General features: G+C 64.1%; 15 protein-coding genes. 9 read left to right on the top strand and 6 right to left on the bottom strand.

All coding sequences use genetic code 11. From position 1 onward, the window contains the following. Nucleotides 1-362: 362 nt before the first annotated feature. The 4 genes from C84B14_RS02465 to C84B14_RS02450 are packed head-to-tail and all read right to left on the bottom strand — an operon-like array spanning nucleotide 363 to nucleotide 3,542. Nucleotides 363-980, bottom strand: a complete 618-nt coding sequence (locus C84B14_RS02465; protein WP_353221709.1) for a glutathione S-transferase family protein — start codon at nucleotides 978-980, stop codon at nucleotides 363-365. Nucleotides 981-1,029: 49 nt separating this feature from the next. Beyond that, nucleotides 1,030-2,094 carry a phosphotransferase family protein gene (locus C84B14_RS02460; RefSeq protein WP_353221708.1) on the bottom strand — a complete coding sequence of 355 codons (1,065 nt, stop codon included), beginning with the start codon at nucleotides 2,092-2,094 and terminating at the stop codon, nucleotides 1,030-1,032. Nucleotides 2,095-2,128: 34 nt separating this feature from the next. After that, nucleotides 2,129-2,824: a TetR/AcrR family transcriptional regulator gene (locus C84B14_RS02455; RefSeq protein ID WP_353221707.1), complete on the bottom strand. Its 696-nt coding sequence runs from the start codon at nucleotides 2,822-2,824 to the stop codon at nucleotides 2,129-2,131. Nucleotides 2,825-2,840: 16 nt separating this feature from the next. Beyond that, nucleotides 2,841-3,542 carry a histidine phosphatase family protein gene (locus C84B14_RS02450; protein ID WP_353221706.1) on the bottom strand — a complete coding sequence of 234 codons (702 nt, stop codon included), beginning with the start codon at nucleotides 3,540-3,542 and terminating at the stop codon, nucleotides 2,841-2,843. Between the two features lie 115 nt (nucleotides 3,543-3,657). Between C84B14_RS02450 and C84B14_RS02445 the strand changes: the two genes are divergently transcribed. Together C84B14_RS02445 and C84B14_RS02440 are read left to right on the top strand one after the other, a co-directional pair. Then, nucleotides 3,658-4,479, top strand: a complete 822-nt coding sequence (locus tag C84B14_RS02445; protein WP_353221705.1) for an SDR family oxidoreductase — start codon at nucleotides 3,658-3,660, stop codon at nucleotides 4,477-4,479. Nucleotides 4,480-4,513: 34 nt separating this feature from the next. Then, nucleotides 4,514-5,575 carry a saccharopine dehydrogenase family protein gene (locus tag C84B14_RS02440; RefSeq protein WP_348767583.1) on the top strand — a complete coding sequence of 354 codons (1,062 nt, stop codon included), beginning with the start codon at nucleotides 4,514-4,516 and terminating at the stop codon, nucleotides 5,573-5,575. Here C84B14_RS02440 and C84B14_RS02435 read toward each other — a convergent pair. Continuing rightward, nucleotides 5,567-6,382: a M90 family metallopeptidase gene (locus C84B14_RS02435; RefSeq protein ID WP_353221704.1), complete on the bottom strand. Its 816-nt coding sequence runs from the start codon at nucleotides 6,380-6,382 to the stop codon at nucleotides 5,567-5,569. The genes C84B14_RS02440 and C84B14_RS02435 overlap by 9 nt on opposite strands. Before the next feature lie 68 nt (nucleotides 6,383-6,450). Here C84B14_RS02435 and C84B14_RS02430 point away from each other — a divergent pair, with 68 nt between their 5' ends. Beyond that, nucleotides 6,451-7,053, top strand: a complete 603-nt coding sequence (locus C84B14_RS02430; RefSeq protein ID WP_353221703.1) for a hypothetical protein — start codon at nucleotides 6,451-6,453, stop codon at nucleotides 7,051-7,053. Nucleotides 7,054-7,075: 22 nt separating this feature from the next. Here C84B14_RS02430 and C84B14_RS02425 read toward each other — a convergent pair whose 3' ends face one another. Next, complete coding sequence (locus C84B14_RS02425) at nucleotides 7,076-7,966, bottom strand: 5'-nucleotidase (RefSeq protein ID WP_348767580.1); 891 nt, start codon at nucleotides 7,964-7,966, stop codon at nucleotides 7,076-7,078. 375 nt (nucleotides 7,967-8,341) lie between these two features. Between C84B14_RS02425 and C84B14_RS02420 the strand changes: the two genes are divergently transcribed. The 6 genes from C84B14_RS02420 (at nucleotide 8,342) to C84B14_RS02395 (ending at nucleotide 16,625) form a co-directional block, all read left to right on the top strand. Continuing rightward, nucleotides 8,342-9,745 carry a DcaP family trimeric outer membrane transporter gene (locus C84B14_RS02420; RefSeq protein ID WP_348767579.1) on the top strand — a complete coding sequence of 468 codons (1,404 nt, stop codon included), beginning with the start codon at nucleotides 8,342-8,344 and terminating at the stop codon, nucleotides 9,743-9,745. A 128-nt stretch (nucleotides 9,746-9,873) separates the two neighbouring features. Beyond that, nucleotides 9,874-11,676, top strand: a complete 1,803-nt coding sequence (locus tag C84B14_RS02415; RefSeq protein WP_353221702.1) for a tetratricopeptide repeat-containing sulfotransferase family protein — start codon at nucleotides 9,874-9,876, stop codon at nucleotides 11,674-11,676. Nucleotides 11,677-11,715: 39 nt separating this feature from the next. Continuing rightward, nucleotides 11,716-12,723 (top strand): ligase-associated DNA damage response exonuclease, encoded by a 1,008-nt coding sequence (locus C84B14_RS02410; protein ID WP_353221701.1) that lies wholly within the window; start codon nucleotides 11,716-11,718, stop codon nucleotides 12,721-12,723. A 239-nt stretch (nucleotides 12,724-12,962) separates the two neighbouring features. Then, nucleotides 12,963-14,453, top strand: a complete 1,491-nt coding sequence (locus C84B14_RS02405; protein WP_353221700.1) for a patatin-like phospholipase family protein — start codon at nucleotides 12,963-12,965, stop codon at nucleotides 14,451-14,453. Then, nucleotides 14,450-15,487, top strand: coding sequence for an ion transporter (locus C84B14_RS02400; RefSeq protein ID WP_353221699.1), 1,038 nt, complete (start codon nucleotides 14,450-14,452; stop codon nucleotides 15,485-15,487). The genes C84B14_RS02405 and C84B14_RS02400 overlap by 4 nt, the downstream gene beginning before the upstream one ends. A gap of 34 nt (nucleotides 15,488-15,521) precedes the next feature. Beyond that, on the top strand, nucleotides 15,522-16,625 hold the full coding sequence (locus C84B14_RS02395) for a DUF302 domain-containing protein (protein WP_353221698.1): 1,104 nt from the start codon (nucleotides 15,522-15,524) through the stop codon (nucleotides 16,623-16,625). The last annotated feature ends 21 nt before the right edge of the window (nucleotides 16,626-16,646 follow it).

Genomic DNA, 16,646 nt, shown 5'->3' with positions numbered 1-16,646 from the left:
AATCGGTCGCTGTCTGAATCAACTGAGAGGGTGAGTTTTGGCTTGGGGTTTCGCGCCGCTGCGCGAGTGACTTTCATTTGCTTGTCCAGGTAAGTAACCAAAGCAAAAGACACCCTGTCTTGCGCCGGCGCTGCGCGCCGATGCCCTGCGCGGCTCCGGCCGAACGCGGGCCAGCCGGAAACTCGCTTCGCTCAAACATCCGGCCGGCCCTAGGCAATTAACAAGGCCGCGTTCGGCCTCCGCTGCTCGGCGCTACGCCCAAGGGGCCAATACAGACAAGTTCGCTGGCGCTCGCTCAAGGTCACCACTTTTGTAGATCGGCTTAGCGAAGCGTAAGCCGACAAGAACGCCGCCAACCCGTATCAGGCCTTGGCACTCGCCCGTGCCGACACCGCATCGTGCCAACGCTTGAGGTGCGTGTGATCCTCGCCGATACGCAGCTTGACCACGCGAGCGAAGTCGACGGTGCACAGGGCGGTGATATCGGCTACCGAGTAGGAATCGCCGGCGATGTACTCGTTGTTGGCCAGGTGTTCGTTGAGAAAGCCGAACATCTTGCCGGCGCGTTCGAGGCTGATTTCGCCGAATTCCTGGGAGCACTTCTCGCGATCGGCGAAGGCGCCGGTGATGTTGCGAAAAGCCATGGCCACGGGGAACAGGAAATTCAGCTCCATGCGCCGGTTCCACATCTCGATGATGGCCTTGTCTTCAGCGCCGGTGCCCATCAGCGGCGGCTCGGGATGCGTTTCTTCGAAATAACGGCTGATCGCCATCGATTCGGCGATACAGACGCCGTTGTCCAGCTCCAGCGTGGGCACGCCGCCGAGCGGGTTCTTGCGCTTGTATTCGTCGCTGAGGTTTTCGGCGGCGACGAGGTCGAGGTCGATGATCTCGATATCGTTGAAATCGATGCCTTTCTCGGCCATGAATACGCGCACGCGGCGTGGGTTGGGGGCGCGGTCGCTCTGGTAAAGCTTCATATCGATACTCGCGGTGGGATCGTTGTTGTGATTACGCCGGGTAACCGTATCAGGCCGCGCGGATCACGCGTTCGCACTGCTCGTGCAGCACGTTCACGGCATGGCCGAAGGTGGCAAAGCGTTTGTCGCGGGTCTTGCCTTCGACATAGCGCTTGTAGATCTGCTGCAGGATGACCGCCAGGCGGAACAGGCCGAAGACCTGGTAGAAGGGCCAGTCGTCGATGGCGTGGCCGGTCTTTTCGCGATAGCGATCGAGCATTTCGTCGCGGGTGAGCATGCCCGGCAGATGGGTCGGGCCCATACGGATATCGCGCATGGGCTGCGGATCGTCGGCCTGGACCCAGTAGGCCATGGAGCAGGCGAAATCCATCACCGGATCGCCCAGGGTGGCCATTTCCCAGTCGAGCACGCCGATGATGTCGTTGAGTTTTTCGTCGAAGACGACGTTATCGAGCTTGTAGTCGTTATGGATGATCGCACGCCGGGTGACGTCGGGTATGCGTGCCTCGAGCCATTGCATGAGCGCTTCGCAATCGGGCACATCGTCGGTGCGGGCATTGCGGTAGCGCTTGTTCCAGCCGGTGATCTGGCGCTCGATATAGCCCTCGGGCTTGCCGAAATCAGCCATGCCGGCGGCGTCGACGTCGGTGGTGTGCAGCTGGGCCTGGACGTCGAGCAGCTGCTCGCACAGCCGGGTGGCTTCGGCAGGACTCAGCTCAACGCCCTCGGGCAGATCGCGGCGTACGATCACTCCGCGCAGGCGCTGCATCACATAGAATTCGGCACCGATCACGGCTTCGTCGGTACAGTGCACGATCGGCTCCGGCGCGTATTCGTAGACGCCGTGCAGGCGTGAAAGCACGCCGTATTCCCGCCCCATGTCGTGGGCGGATTTCACCTGGCTGCCGAAGGGCGGGCGGCGCAGAACGTATTCGTTGCCGTCGACGGCGAGTAGGTAGGTAAGATTCGAGGCGCCACCGGGGAACTGGCGGATGGTCATCTCGCCGTGTTCGGGTACCAGCACCGGCGCGTGCTCGCGACACCACGCGGTCAGTGCGGCGGCGTCGATGCCTTCGCCCTCGCGAATATCGCGGGCCTGGTCCAATGCGCTCATCCGAATCTCCTCAGCTGTGCGTTGTTGTAGTCGTTCACGCGCGGGTCGCCAAAAGGGCCTCGGTCGCGGCGGTCACGGTATCGGCATAGGCAGCCACGTCGAGCCCGCGCTCGCCGTGCTTGTGGCGTTTGAGATACCAGTCCTGAAGCATGGCTTTGACGAGGCCGGCGGCAATATCGGCGTTCATCTCGCCGTAGTGGCCGTCGGCCTGCCCCTGGCGGATGATGTCGGCGAAGATCTGTTCGGAATTGCGTTCGGCCGCGACCGCCTGGCGGCGCTCGTCCGAGGCCAGGTGATGGGCTTCCATGTACAGAAAGAAAAACCATTCGCGCAGCGCTTCGGTGGTCAGCAGGTGCGCTTCGATGGCGGTGGCGAGCCGGCTGCGGCTGTCGTCGATGTCTTCCAGCGCGCTGGCCATGACCCGCCGGAGCGTGCGCGAAACCCAGGCCTGAATAAGGCGCGCGAGCTCGTCCTTGCTACCGATATAGGCATACAGACCGCCCAGCGACAGGCCGCTCTCGCGGGCCAGCTCGCGTAGCGTCATCGCGGCAAAGCCTTTGCGGTTGGCTAGCCGCAGGGTGGCCTCGATAATACGGGTGAGATTGTCGGTGGCTGCCTGCGCGCTGCGCACGGCAATCGCGCCTTCGCGGGCCTCGACGATCTGGGCACAGAGGCTGCGGCTGTCCAGATGGTGGCGTGCGGTAAAGCTTTCGAGCGAGGGTCGTTCCATGGCGTAACCTTCGGCGCTAGCGAAACGTCACCAGGCCGTCGTCCCCGGCGGCGCGCAGCGCAGCGATATCGTTGAAGCCGAGCATGCGCCAGCCATCGCGGGTCGAGCGCAGTTCTGCGACCGCGGCGTTGTAGATGCTCCAGTTGAGTTCGATGGCCTTGTCGTCCGGCGCGCCGGTCGCGGTGGCAATGGATATCGCGATCGGCCCGCCCGAGCTGCACAGACCGATACGGGCATCCCGGGGGTATTCGTTGCGCAGCCGCGCCAGCGCTGTCTGGACCCGTGCCTTGAAGGCCTGCCAGGATTCGCAGCCGTCGTGGTCGTGCGCGGTGCCGGCCAGCCAGTGTCGGGTGACCTGTTCGAACACCTTCTGGAACAGTCGCCGATCGGTCTTCAGCTGGTCGCGTGCGGCGCCGAGCTCCGGATTTTCTTCGAAAACGCGGGGCGTGTAGGCAGCAAAGATGGCGTCCGCGTCGTACTCGTTGAACGCCGGGTCCGTATGTATGGCGGGCGCTGTTTCGTAGCCGGCATTAACCAGTTCGGCGGTGCGCTGCTGGCGTTGCAGATCGCCAGCGAGCATGACGTCGAAGTGTTGCCCGGCCGCGGCCAGGTGGCGGCCGACCAGGCGCGCCTGACGTTCGCCGGTTTCGGACAGGCGGTCGTAGTTGGCCGCGCCGAAACTGGCCTGACCATGACGGATGAGTACGAGCTGGGTCATGGCGCGACTATAGGCAGGCGATGTTCGAACGGTCAATGTATAACGGACGTTCGTTATATTTTCGCTATGCTGTAAGCGAGCGCACCTTCGGCACGCCACGGCTGGCAGGCTATCCATGATTCAGAAAACACGCAATTCCGATGTTGTCCGGCGTATCGCCATCACCGGGGCCGGCAGTGGCCTGGGCCGCGAGCTGGCGCTGCGCTATGCCCGCGAAGGCTGGCGGGTGGCGGTCACCGATATCCAGGAGGGGCGTGCCCGTCAGGTGGCCGGCGAGGTCAATAGTGCCGGCGGCGAGGCCATCGCACAGACCTTGGATACCCGTGAGCCAGAGCATTTCGATGCCCTGCTCGAACGCATTCGCGAAGAATGGGGCGGATTGGACGTGTTCGTGAACAACGCCGGTGTATCCAATGCCGGCAGCGTGGTCGATACGCCGCTCGACGACTGGGACTGGATGCTGGATATCAATCTCATGGGCGCGGTACGCGGGGCACGCGCCGCGCTGCCCATGCTGCGCGAAAGCCGGGGCCATCTGGTCAATATCGCCTCGTTTGCGGCAATCGCCAATGCGCCTGGCATGGCCGCCTACAACGCCGCCAAGGCCGGGGTGCTGTCGCTGTCGGAATCGATCCGCGGCGAGGAATACGACCATGGCGTGGGCGTGACCGTGGCCTGTCCGGCGTTTTTCGCGACCAATCTGCTCGACTCGTTTCGCGGTACCCACGATCGCCAGCGCGCAATGGTGGAAAAACTCATGCGCCGTGCGCGTGTCAGTGCTGCAGACGTGGCCGATGACATTTATGATGCGGTGCGCGAGAACCGGTTCCTGGTGATCTCGCACCGCGATTCGCGTTGGCAGTATCGTTTCAAGCGGCTGTCGCCGGAACGCTTTTTCTTCGCTGTCCGCAAGGCGACGCGCTCGTTTACCGGCTGATCTGCGGCCCGCTGCCGCACGCAAGAGACCGACGATGACCCAACCGACGTTCATGATCTACGGCGCCTATGGCTATACCGGCGAGCTGATTGCCCGCCAGGCCGTCGCCGAGGGGTTGATGCCCGTGCTGGCGGGCCGCCGCGCCGAGGCACTTGCGCCGCTGGCAGACGAGCTGGGGTTGGATTACCGCGACTTCGGCCTGCACGAGGCCGCTGATATTGCGCCGCATCTGGATGGTATCGACGTGCTGCTGCATTGCGCCGGGCCGTTCTCGGCCACCGCCCCGCAAGCCATGGCGGCCTGTATTTCCGCGGGCGTGCACTATCTGGATATTACCGGCGAGATCAGCATCTTCGAGCATTCCTTCAGCCGTCACGATCATGCCGCGAAGGCCGGCGTCGTGATCTGCTGTGGGGTGGGTTTCGACGTCGTGCCGACCGACTGTATTGCCGCCTACCTCGCCGAGGCCATGCCGGACGCGGTCGAACTGGCGCTGGGTTTCGATTCACGCTCGGGGTTTTCGCCGGGTACGGCCAAGACCTCGGTCGAAGGGCTCGCCGATGGCGGCAAGATCCGGCGCAATGGTCGCATCACCACCGTGCCCTTGGCCGCCAGCGTGCGCGAGATCGATTTCGGCGATGGCCCGAAACAGGCGATGACCATCCCCTGGGGTGATATTTCGACCGCCTGGCATACCACCGGTATCGACGATATCGAAGTCTATATGCCGATGTCGCCGAAGCGTATCAAGCAGGTGCAGCGCCTGAACTGGGTCAGGCCGTTGCTGGGCCTGTCGCCGGTGCAGAGCTTTCTCAAGAAGCGGGCCGCGAGAATTGCGGGCCCGGACGAATCGCGACGCGAGCAGGCCACCACCCACGTCTGGGGCGAAGTGGTCAACGCCCGTGGCGAGCACCGGGTTGCGCGGGTACACGTCGCCAACGGCTACAACGTAACCGTGCATGCCAGCCTGGCGATTGTGAAGCAGTTGCTGGCCGAAGCGCCGGCCGGGGGCAGCTATACGCCTTCGCGGCTCGCCGGCAAGGCGCTGGTCGAGCGCCTGCCAGGCAGCTCGAGCGTCGAAATCAGCTCAGAATAAGTCTTCGAACGCGGGTGGCTGGCGCGCGGTATCGATATCGAAGTATGCCGCCATCGTGCGATAAAGCTCGCTGTGATGACTGGCCAGTTCGGCGCCGCGCTGAAAAAAGGCTTCCACGGCGACGGCGAAGAATTCGGCCAGGTTCTGGGCGCCGTAGATATCGATGACCGGCGAGCCCTGCTCGCGCAGCTGCTCGAAAGCTTCGCCGAACACATGCGTCCAGCGGTCGGCGTCGGCCATGGGTGGCGCGCCTTCCTGGGCCGGGGCGGCGAAATCCAGCAAATGGGCGAATTCGTGCAGCACAACGTTGTGGGGGGCGCCGGCCAGCGCGGCTTCCACATCGGTCCACGACAGCACCACCCGGCTGTCGTCCCAGGCTTCGCCTGAGGCCAGCAACGGCAGGTCATCGACGAGGCCGTTTTCATCCGGTTCGGTCTGGTGGATGTAGAAGGCGTCGGGATAGATCAGCACCTCGCCGGGCAAGGCAAACGTGCCGGGCGTTGCGCCCAGACACAGCAGGCTGGCCTGGCCGGCAATGGCCAGACGCATGTCGTGCGTGACGTCCAGGCCCTGGCAGCCGATAAAGCGTACGTCGGTTACGAGCCGCGCCGCCAGCCGTGGCAGGCGTTCGAGCTGGCGGGCATCGAGCAGGCCACGCCAGGGCAGCAGTGCCAACAGCCGGGCGCGCTCGCCTTCGTTCAGGCGGGCCGGGGCGCGCACGAGCAAGCGCAGGCGGGGATAGGCGATAATACCGGCCGCTGCGATGAGGCTGCCGACAAGCACGGTGATCGCGGCGACCGTATTCATACGGTATCGATCCGAGCGCCCGCGGCGGTTCGGCAGGCTATCGATTGCATAAGGATGGAAAAACCCCGGTGAGCTGGTCCCAAATCGCGCTGAGCATATTCTCGACCGTCACGTCGTTCATCATCTGGTCGTTTCTGGTCTATGTATTCTACGTGCTGCGCAATCGCAGCCTTGAGCACAAGCTCAAGCAATTGATTCAGCCCGAGCGCAGCGTGCCCGACGAAGATCGGGTGCATATCGTGTGTGCCAACGCCACCGCTGTACGGGTGACGGTACGCGATGTGCGCCTGATCACCGACGACGACGTGCACGTCAGCCTGGCCTATATCGGCGATACCGGCGATGTCGTGAGGCCGCGCCGGCCCAACGACATCATCGCCCGGCGGCGCAATCCGGTGATCACGCGGCATGAAAAGGCCGGGCTGATCGAGCGCAATTTCGTGGAGTTGCCGGCACAGAGCGCGGGTATGTGGGCGCTGACCGCCGATCAGGTGGAAAACCCGAAGTGGCACTTCGTGGAATGCCTGCTGGTGATCGACTATCCCACCCTGCTGAACACCCGCAAGCTCATGGTGGTCTACGCCAAGCAGGCGATCGTCGACAGCATCAACGACGATTTCAACCGCTATATCGTCGATGCCTGTCGTCGCATTCAACAAGGGCGCGCTTGATCAAGAGGACGCCAGCCGTACGCTATTCATTAGCTACGCCATGCGGTACATGGCCGGCGGCCACGCGCTGCGAGGCGCTGCCGATATGGGTTGCCTGATCGTCGAAGAAAATATCGGCGCCGAAGGCTTCCAGGAACTCGGCCTTGGTCATACCCCCCAGGAACAGCGCTTCGTCGATACGGATATGCCAGGCCCGTAGCGTACGGATCACGCGTTCATGAGCGGGCGCGCTGCGTGACGTGACCAGCGCGGTGCGAATCGGGCAATGGGCCGGGTCGAATTCGGCCTGAATCCGGGTCAGCGCCTCCAGGAATGCCTTGAACGGCCCGCCCGGCAGCGGTTCACCCGCTGAGCTGACTTCGCTGGCGGCAAACGCTTCCAGCCCCTGTTCCTTGAAGATGCGTTCGGCGTCGTCGGAAAACAGCACCGCGTCGCCGTCGAAGGCGATCTTGAGTTCGCCGTCTTCGTGCGCAAGTGAATGGCCCGGCACGATGGTGGCCGCCGCACAGCCGGCCTTGAGGGCAGCGCGTACGTCGTCCGGGTCGGCAGACAGAAACAGATCGGCGCCGAACGCATTCACATAGCGATAGGGGGAACTGCCGCTGGTAAACGCCGCTCGGCTTATCGGCAGTTTGTGATGGGCGATGGAATTAAACACCCGCAGGCCCGTATCGGCGCTGTTGCGCGACAGCAGGATGACCTCTACGCGCTCGCTACCTGCCTCGTTCAGGGCCAGCAGCTTGCGTACCAGGCCGAAGGCGACGCCCGGCTCCAGTACGTCTTCCTCGTGTTCAATCTGGTAGTTGCAGTAGGCCTCGCGGCCGTCGGTTTCGAAGACGCGATGGCTTTGCTCGAGATCGAACAGCGCGCGCGAGGAAATGCCGATGACCAGTTTTTCGGGGTGCGTGTCCATGCGTTCAAGTGTAGCGCCATTGCGCGCGCTCAGCGCGCACGACGTGCTCCAGATCGGTGCGTGTAACCGTCTGAGACTAAAGTCCCGGTGCGTTCCAAAACCGCGACCCGGGTGCCCGTAGGGCGCGCGTCGCTGCTGCCGAGGGGCCGCACAAGCCTTGCTTCATCGAAAATAATAAGGAAATGTTAATTTTTAATTGCGTTTTCTTGCGTGGTTGGCAGGCGCCTTGCTTGCTGTGGCGGCTGGCGCCGTGTTCGCGCCCGCCCGGCAGTGGCTTGGCAAAACCCTGTGTTTGTAGGGTAACGTACAGCTCTAGCCGGATCGTGGTGGGACACGGTCAGGGGGATCTAGCTTTTTATCTCAGGGAGAAACGAGATGGGGACGAGTACGTTCAAATCCAGCACGGTTCGTGCGTCTGTGCGTGGTGCGATCGGCACCGCCGTTGCGGTACCACTGCTGTTTTCGGCCATGCCGGCCATGGCCCAGAGCCAACAAGAGCAGATGCAGCAGCTGCGTGACCAGATCCAGCAGATGCAGCAGCGCTTTGACGAGCTGCAGGCACAGCAGGAAGAAATGAAGCAGACGCAGGCATCGCCGCGTTCGGACAAGCAGCTGGTGCGCAAGTCCGAAGACAGCGATGGCTTCATGGTGGGCAACACCAACGTGAAGATCGACGGCTACTTCAAGTTCGATGCCATCTACGATTTCGAAGACGACCACGGCGCCTCGCTCGGCCCGTCCGATGCCATCGGCACGCTGGATAGCAAGGGTACCGATCGCCCCGGCGACGCGGACCTGGGTGCCACCATCAAACAGACGCGCCTGCGCCTGCACACCACCACGCCGACCGAATACGGCGACGTGGGCGGCTATATCGAAATGGATCTCTACGGTCAGCCGTACGACTCCAGCTTTGACGGCAGCGTCGGCCCGCGCGTGCGTCGTGCCTATCTGACCTTCGGCAACTGGTTGATCGGTCGCGACTGGTCCACTTTCTCCGACTTCAACTACGGCACCACGCTCAACTTCTACGGCCCGCAGGCCCAGCTGTTCGAACGCCAGGCCCAGGTGCGCTACACCATGGATGCCGGTGACAACACCAGCGTCGATTTCTCGCTGGAGAATCCGGGCGGCGGCACCGTGATCGCTGGCGACGACGCCGATCCGGATTTCCGTGGCCTCGAAGACGGCACGGGGACGGAAAACACCCTGCCGGACATGGTGATTCGTCTGAAGAACTCGAACGGCCCGTTCAGCGTGCAGGCCGCCGCCATCGGCCGTTATCTCAAGGCCGACGTGAACGACGTCACTGGCACCGGCGATTCCGACGAGGATTCCGTGGTCGGCTACGGCCTGAACCTCGGTGGCTCGCTGACCCTGCCCACCAAGACCACGCTCATGGTCTCCAGCGTCTACGGCAAGGGCATCGGCAAGTACGCCTATCTGCCGGCCGGCGGTGCGGATGCCTATGTCACCAGCGACGGCGATCTGGAAGCGATCGAGCGTTACGGCTTCATCGGCACCATCTCGCAGGAGCTCACCTCGACGCTCACGACGAACCTCATCTACGGCAAGGCCTACTCCGAGAACCCGGATGACTTCGTTGGCAGCACCGACGGCCTGCACGACAACTCGTCGTCGGCGCACGTGAACCTGCTCTATACGCCGGTGGACCCGCTGACGCTGGGTATCGAGTACAACCGGGTCGAATACGAAAGGCAGAGCGGTACCGACGCCACCGCCCAGAACGTACAGTTCTCCACGATCTACAACTTCTAGATCGCGGCTGTATGACGCGCCCGGCACTCGTGCCGGGCGCCTTGAAGCCCCGGTTCGCCGGGGCTTTTTTGTGCCCCGCGTTTGTGAACGCGGCGGCGAGGCGTTTCGCCACAGGTTAGGATGATCCGATGACCCGCCGTGCTGCATCCCGAACCCATGCCGGCCCCAGGGCCCAGGCTAGCGCGCTGGCCGAGGGCGTGGCCCTGCATCGAGCCGGTCGGCTGGCAGAGGCCGAAGGCTGTTATCGACGCATCAAACGGCGCGACCCCGACTACGCCGAAGCACTGCGCATGCGAGCGCTCGTCGCCCATCAGCAGCGCGAGCCCGACAGCGCGGTCAAGCTGTTGCGCCGCGCCGTCGAACACCAGCCCAGCAACCCGGTTTACCACCACAGCCTGGGCGGTCTGCTGCGGGCGCTGGGCGATTCCACGGGCGCGATCGCGGCCTTTCGGCGGGCCTGGGCGCTGCAGCCCGACCGGGCAGAAAACGGCCTCGATCTGGGCGATGCGCTGGCCCAGGCCGGCGACAGCGAGGCCGCACTGGCGGTCTACGCAGAGGTCTGCCGTGCCCGGCCGGCGTTGCTGGCCCCCTATCTGCGCAGCGCAAACCTGATGTTCGAGCGCGGCGACCCCGAGGGCGCCGCGGCCCGCCTGCGCGAGGCTGAAAGCCGGGCAGCGGCGGATGGCACGACCCAGGGCGAACTCGCCGCGGCATGGGCGGCGATCGGCGCCTACGAACAGGCCGCCAAGCTCTACACCGAGCGCCTGGCACAGGCGCCGGATGACGCACAGGCCAGGGCCGGGCTGGGCAGTGCCTGCCAGAGCCTGGGCCAATTCGAGGCGGCCACGGCGCATTTCGAGCAGGCGCTGGATCTCGACGCGGGTCTGGGCTGGGTCTATGCCGCGCTGATGAGCAATCGACGCTACGTCTTTTCCGACGCTCGCCTGGCCACCATGCAACGCCTTGTCGCCGATCCGGATCTGGACGCGCGTGCACGCAGCCAGCTGCACTTCGCGCTCGGCCAGCATTTCGATGCGGGCAAGGCAGCCGCACAGGCCTTTGCCCACTTCGAGGCCGGCAACCGGTTGCATGCGCGTCGTGAACCCTTCGATCGCAGCGTGTTCGATGCCCGTATCGAGCGCATCCTGAGCCGTTGCTCGCGCGACTTTTTCCAAGCCCACGATGGCATGGGCCACGACAGCGAACGGCCGCTGCTGATCGTGGGCATGCCGCGCTCGGGTACGAGCCTGGTCGAACAGATCGTGGCCAGCCATCCGCAGGCCCATGGCGCTGGTGAACTCAACGATATCCGGCGCATGGTGCGCGAACTGCCGGTGATCACCGGCAGCGATAAACGCTACCCCGAATGCCTCGATCGACTGACCCCGCAAGCGGCGACAATGCTTGCACAGCGCTATCTCGGCGGGCTCGAAGCCCGCGCGCCGGCGGCGGTTCGTGTGACCGACAAGATGCCCTTCAACATGCTGTGGCTGGGTTTGATCGCCTTGATCCTGCCCAACGCCCGGGTGATCTATTGTCGGCGCGACGCGATGGACAACGCGCTCTCCTGTTATTTCCAGCTGTTCAGCCGCGGCCTGCGTTTTGCCTACGATCTGGGCCATGTCGGCCACGTCTATCGTCAGCACGAGCGACTGATGGCGCACTGGTGCGAACACCTGCCGCTGTCCATGCTCACCGTGGACTACGAAGATCTGGTGCGCGAGCCGGAAAGTCAGAGCCGGCGGCTGATCGAGTTCACCGGACTGGACTGGGACGAGCGCTGCCTGGATTTTCATCGGCATGCACGCGGTGTACGTACCGCCAGTGTCTGGCAGGTGCGCCAGCCCGTGTATCAATCCTCGTTGGCCCGCTGGAAGACTTACGAACCGTGGCTCGCCCCACTGCGCGAAAGCCTGGCAGGCTCTGCCTAGCACGGCGTACGAGCGCGCGCACCAACAAAGAGGACCGCGATGGCCGCCGTAATCGAACCCACTGACAAGGGCCTGTACTGCGCGGCAGGGGATTTCCATATCGACCCGTGGCGGCCGGTCGAGCGGGCGCTGATTACCCATGCCCATGCCGACCATGCCCGCAGCGGCCACGGCCACTACTGGGCCACCGCACAGAGCGCGCCCATCCTTTACAAGCGCCTGGGCCGCGGTATCGAACTCACGCCTATCGAGTACGGCGACGAACTCAGCTTTGGCGAAGCCCGCGTATCGTTTCACCCGGCCGGACATGTGCTGGGCTCGGCCCAGATCCGTGTAGAAGTCGACGGCGAGGTCTGGGTGGCCTCGGGCGACTACAAGCGCGATCGCGATCCTACCTGCACGGATTTCGAAGTCGTGCCCTGCGATACCTTCATCACCGAGGCTACGTTCGCGCTGCCCGTGTATCGCTGGGCCGACACCGCCGACGTGGCGGCCGATATACGTGCCTGGTGGCAGGCAAACGCGAATGCCGGCAAGACCAGCGTGTTGTTTTCGTACTCGCTGGGCAAGGCCCAGCGTCTGCTCGCCGAACTGGCACGCCTGACCGACGAAACGGTCTATCTGCACGGCGCGCTGGTGCCCTTGACCGAGATCTATCGCGAGGCCGGCGTTGCCATGCTACCCACCGAGCCGGTGAGCGCCCAGGATCGCAAGGCCGATTTCGCCGGCGCGCTGGTCATGGCGCCGCCGTCGGCGGCCGGCTCGCGCTGGATGCGGCGCTTCAAACACCACGAAACCGGTTTTGCCTCGGGCTGGATGCGTATTCGCGGCAATCGCCGCCGACGCGGCTACGACCGCGGCTTCGTGCTCTCCGATCACGCCGACTGGCCGGGGCTGATCCGTACCATCGAGCAAACCGGTGCCCGCCGCGTGTTGGCCACCCATGGCCGCACCGACGTGCTCGTGGCTTATCTGCGCGAGCGCGGCATCGATGCCGCGCCGCTGGTCACCGAATACGCTGACAGTCTCGAGGCCGAGGACGGTTGAGACCGGCGTTCTCGATCTGCCGATGTTCGGTACGGGTACGTTATGCTGGCCAGATTGTCAGACATGATCGAAAAGGCGAGACGCATGTCTCAAAACACGGCTGCCACCAGGCGCAATGCAAGGCCGACACGCGTTTCGCCGGCGCGTGCCTGCATCGCTGACGCTCAGCAAGGCCCGGCGCTGCCCAGGCTGGGCGATCGTATGGGCGTGGCCATACAGCCGGTCGGGCCCGGGCGGTAATGAGTAGCGCACTGGGGGCAGACACGTCGAGTCCGGTGGGCGCCGATGCCGCAGCCGATCGCGACGAGCGCGAGCGCCTGCAGCTGCAGCGCATGGAACGGGCGCTGGTACGCGCCTGGCTGGCCGCACCCTCGACGGTCGCGCAATCCGACTACGAATGCCTGCGCTATGCCCTGGGCATGGCCCGCCTGCATGTATTTCGTATTCCCGGCACGCGGCGCGATATCCACGTCGATGCCGCGCGCATCATGCCGCTGCGTGCCTGGCTTCTGGAACATCTTTACGATCGGCTGCGCGGCTCGGCGACCGCCGAACAGAAGCTGTTGTACTGCCACGAAGCGGTGGCCGAGGCGCGCAGCCGTTGTATCGAGCTGCGCCGCCAACTGCTGGCCGACCACGGCGAGGAGTGTGACGGCGCCGCGCTCGACCGCGAGGCCGGCAAGCGCTCGCTGGTGATCGTGGCCGGCGGCGGGGGCGGCTCCGGCTATGTCTATGCCGGCGCCTTCGCGCGTCTGATGGAAGACGGGCTGATCCCGGACTATATGGTGGGCAATTCCATCGGCGCGATTCTGGGCCTGTTTCGTGCACAGCGCCGGCATGCCGACGTATCCGACTATCTGGATTTTGCCCGCAAGCTCAAGAACGCCGATATCTTCACGGCCGCGCGACGGCGCAGCGAATTCTGTCTGCCCGGCCTGCTGCATCTGCACCTGCGGGCATTGCATCAACGCATGTCCACCGGCGATCTGCGCCGGCCGCTGCGTCTGGATGAAATGGAGATTCCGCTGGATCTGGTGGTGGCCGGTATTCGTCGACGGCCCTACGAACGCCTGCCCTCGGACGTGCGCGCACCCAACGAAGGCGCCGAACGCTGGCTGCCCATGTGGATGCGGGTCGCCGCGCGTTTTGCCCGCCTGCTGCAGTTCTTCAGCGCCGACGTGGTGGAGCCGATCGTGCTCGGACGCGATACCGACACCCGCCAGGTGCATGCCGTGGATGCGGCCGGATTTTCGGCGGCCGTGCCCAGTATTCTGCAATACGAGCCGGGGCCCGGCGCAGGCGTGACCCGTGAGATATTTGCCGAGCTCATGGCCACCCGAGAACTGGCCGCGATCGTCGACGGTGGCATGGCAGACAACGTGCCGGCACGGGCAGCCTGGCGCGGTGTGGCCGCCGGGCGTGCGGCGACCCGCAATGCCTATTATCTGGCCTTCGATTGTTTCTTTCCTCGCGTCGACGCCAAGAATTTATGGCTATGGCCGATCACCCAGACCGTACAGATGCAGATGCGGGTCAACCGTGTCTATGCCGACACCATGGTGCGCTTCGATCACACGCTGTCGCCGTTGAATATCGTGCCCAGCCCCGACGCCCTCGATCTGTCGGTGGGCTGGGGCTACCAGGAAATGGAGACCCGTATGCCCGAGGTGCGTGAAATGCTGCGCACGGTGAGCCTGTTCGCGCACGAGCGCGAGGCACGCCCCTCGTGAGCGATCACGATCACCCCGATACGCCGCGGCCGTTTGCGATCGTCAGCGGCGATCGCACGTGGAGCGAGCGGCTCTTTCTGCTCTGGGATCTGGCCATCATTGGCCTGGTATCGCTCAATCTCGCGCTCATCATCTTCGATGCGCTGTTTGCGATCGGCCCGCTGGCCGGCGTGTTCGAGGCCACTGCGCCGGGGCTGCACGGCTGGTATGAAACCTCGGTGCACGAAAACTTCGTGGCCATCGATCTGGTGTTCGTCGCGATTTTCCTGGCCGACGTGCTCGCCGGCTGGGCGATCGCCATCGTCCAGAAGCGCTATTACCGCTGGTATTTCTACCCGTTCGCGCGCTGGTACGACGTGCTCGGCTGCATTCCGGTAGCCGGGTTTCGCTTTTTGCGCGTACTGCGCGTTATCACCATTCTCATGCGCCTGCAGCGGCTGGGCGTGATCGATATCCGCAACTGGGCGGTCTACAAGACCTTCATGGTCTACTACGACATCGTGGTCGAAGAAATCTCCGACCGGGTGGTCATCAAGGTGCTCTCCGGCGCCCAGGAAGAGCTGGAAAGCGGCGGCCAGGAGCTGTCCCATCGGGTGGTGCGCGAAGTCATCCAGCCGCGCCAGCAGCGTCTGGTGAATGCCACCAGCACCCATATCGAAAACGCGATCATGGCCGCCTACAAGGCCAATCGCGACGAACTACAGGCCTATGTGGCCAACGTGGTCAACCGCGGCGTGAACAACAACAGCGCGCTGCGCAATCTCGAACGCGTGCCCATGCTGGGCAGCTTCGTGACCCATGCGCTCGACGAGGCCATTACCGAAACGGTGAACAACATTCTCGACGAAGCCGTCGAAGGACTGTCGTCCCAGGATTTCGATGCCCTGGTCCAGAACATCACCGACAGCGTGGTCACCCGCCTGCTGGCCGACGATATCGGCCAGAATTCGGAGCTACGCGACGCGGTGATCGAGATCCTCGATCTGGTCAAGGAACAGGTGGCGGTGCAGCGCTGGCGCGAGCATTTCGAGTAGGATCGAGTCTGGATTCGCGATCTGTGGGGTTTTCATGACGCGTGCATCGCTGACAACAGCGCGACGTTTCGGCCTGATCGGCCTGCTGATTCTCGTGGCTGTGGTCATGTCGGCCTGTGAATGGAGCGAGCTGCTCGACGGCGAGGAAGACAGCGACGAAAACGACGCCACGCCGCCGGCCGCCGAAACCAATGTTCCCGGCCTGAGTCTGGCGGTATCGACGCGCGGCTTCGATGCCACCCGTTCGGCGCTGCTCGATGCCATCGCCGAGCGCGCCAACCTGAGTGCGCGTACCGAAGTCGATCACCAGGCCAATGCCCGCAACGCAAACCTGAGCCTGCGCCCGACCACGGTATTGTTCGTGGCCGACGCCAACCGCGAAAGCGCGCTGATCGCCGCCGATGCGCGAGTGGCGTTGGATCTGCCAGCACGCGTGCTCGTTTATCGCGATCGCGACGACGATATTGGCGTGGCCTTCAGCAACGCGGCCTATCTGGCCGCGCGCTACGACCTCGACGGGGTCGAAAACGGCACGCTGGACGCCCTCGATGACGATCTCGAAGCCGTTGTTCGTGCCGCTGCCAACGCCGATCTGGACGCGAATGCCGGCGCGGCCGGTATTGCCGAAGGCGAAGGCATCGAAAGCGTGACCAGTAGCGACGATTTCACGACCGTGGTCAATCGCTTGAACAGCGCCATTCAGTCGCGCGAAGCGCTCACCCAGGTGGATACAATCGACTTTGCCAGCCGCTCGCTGGGGCGCGACGTTGGGCCGAGCACGCTGTTCATTTTCGGCAACCCGAATGCGGGCACGCCGCTGATGCGCTCGAATCAGACCATCGGTATCGATCTGCCCCAGAAAATGCTGGTCGCCCAGGCCGACGACGGTACGGTTACGGTCTACTACAACCGCCCGGCCTTCATCGCCGCTCGCCACGATATCGATGATCGCGACGACCGTATCGACGCCATCGCCGATCTGCTGGCCCAGATCGCCGGCGAAGCCGCGGGCACGTCGGCCGGCACGAACGAGAGCGTGGGTGAAGCCAACACGCCGGCCGGCGGCACGACCCAGCTCGGCGACGATAGCGTAGCGCGACCGGCGAACGACTTGTCCGCGACCGAAGACGGCGCCTGAAAGAGCGCTGAAACCGAGAAC

The sequence above is a fragment of the Salinisphaera sp. C84B14 genome (assembly GCF_040361435.1).
Classification (GTDB): domain Bacteria; phylum Pseudomonadota; class Gammaproteobacteria; order Nevskiales; family Salinisphaeraceae; genus Salinisphaera.
This window is presented reverse-complemented; position numbering and strand designations above follow the sequence as displayed.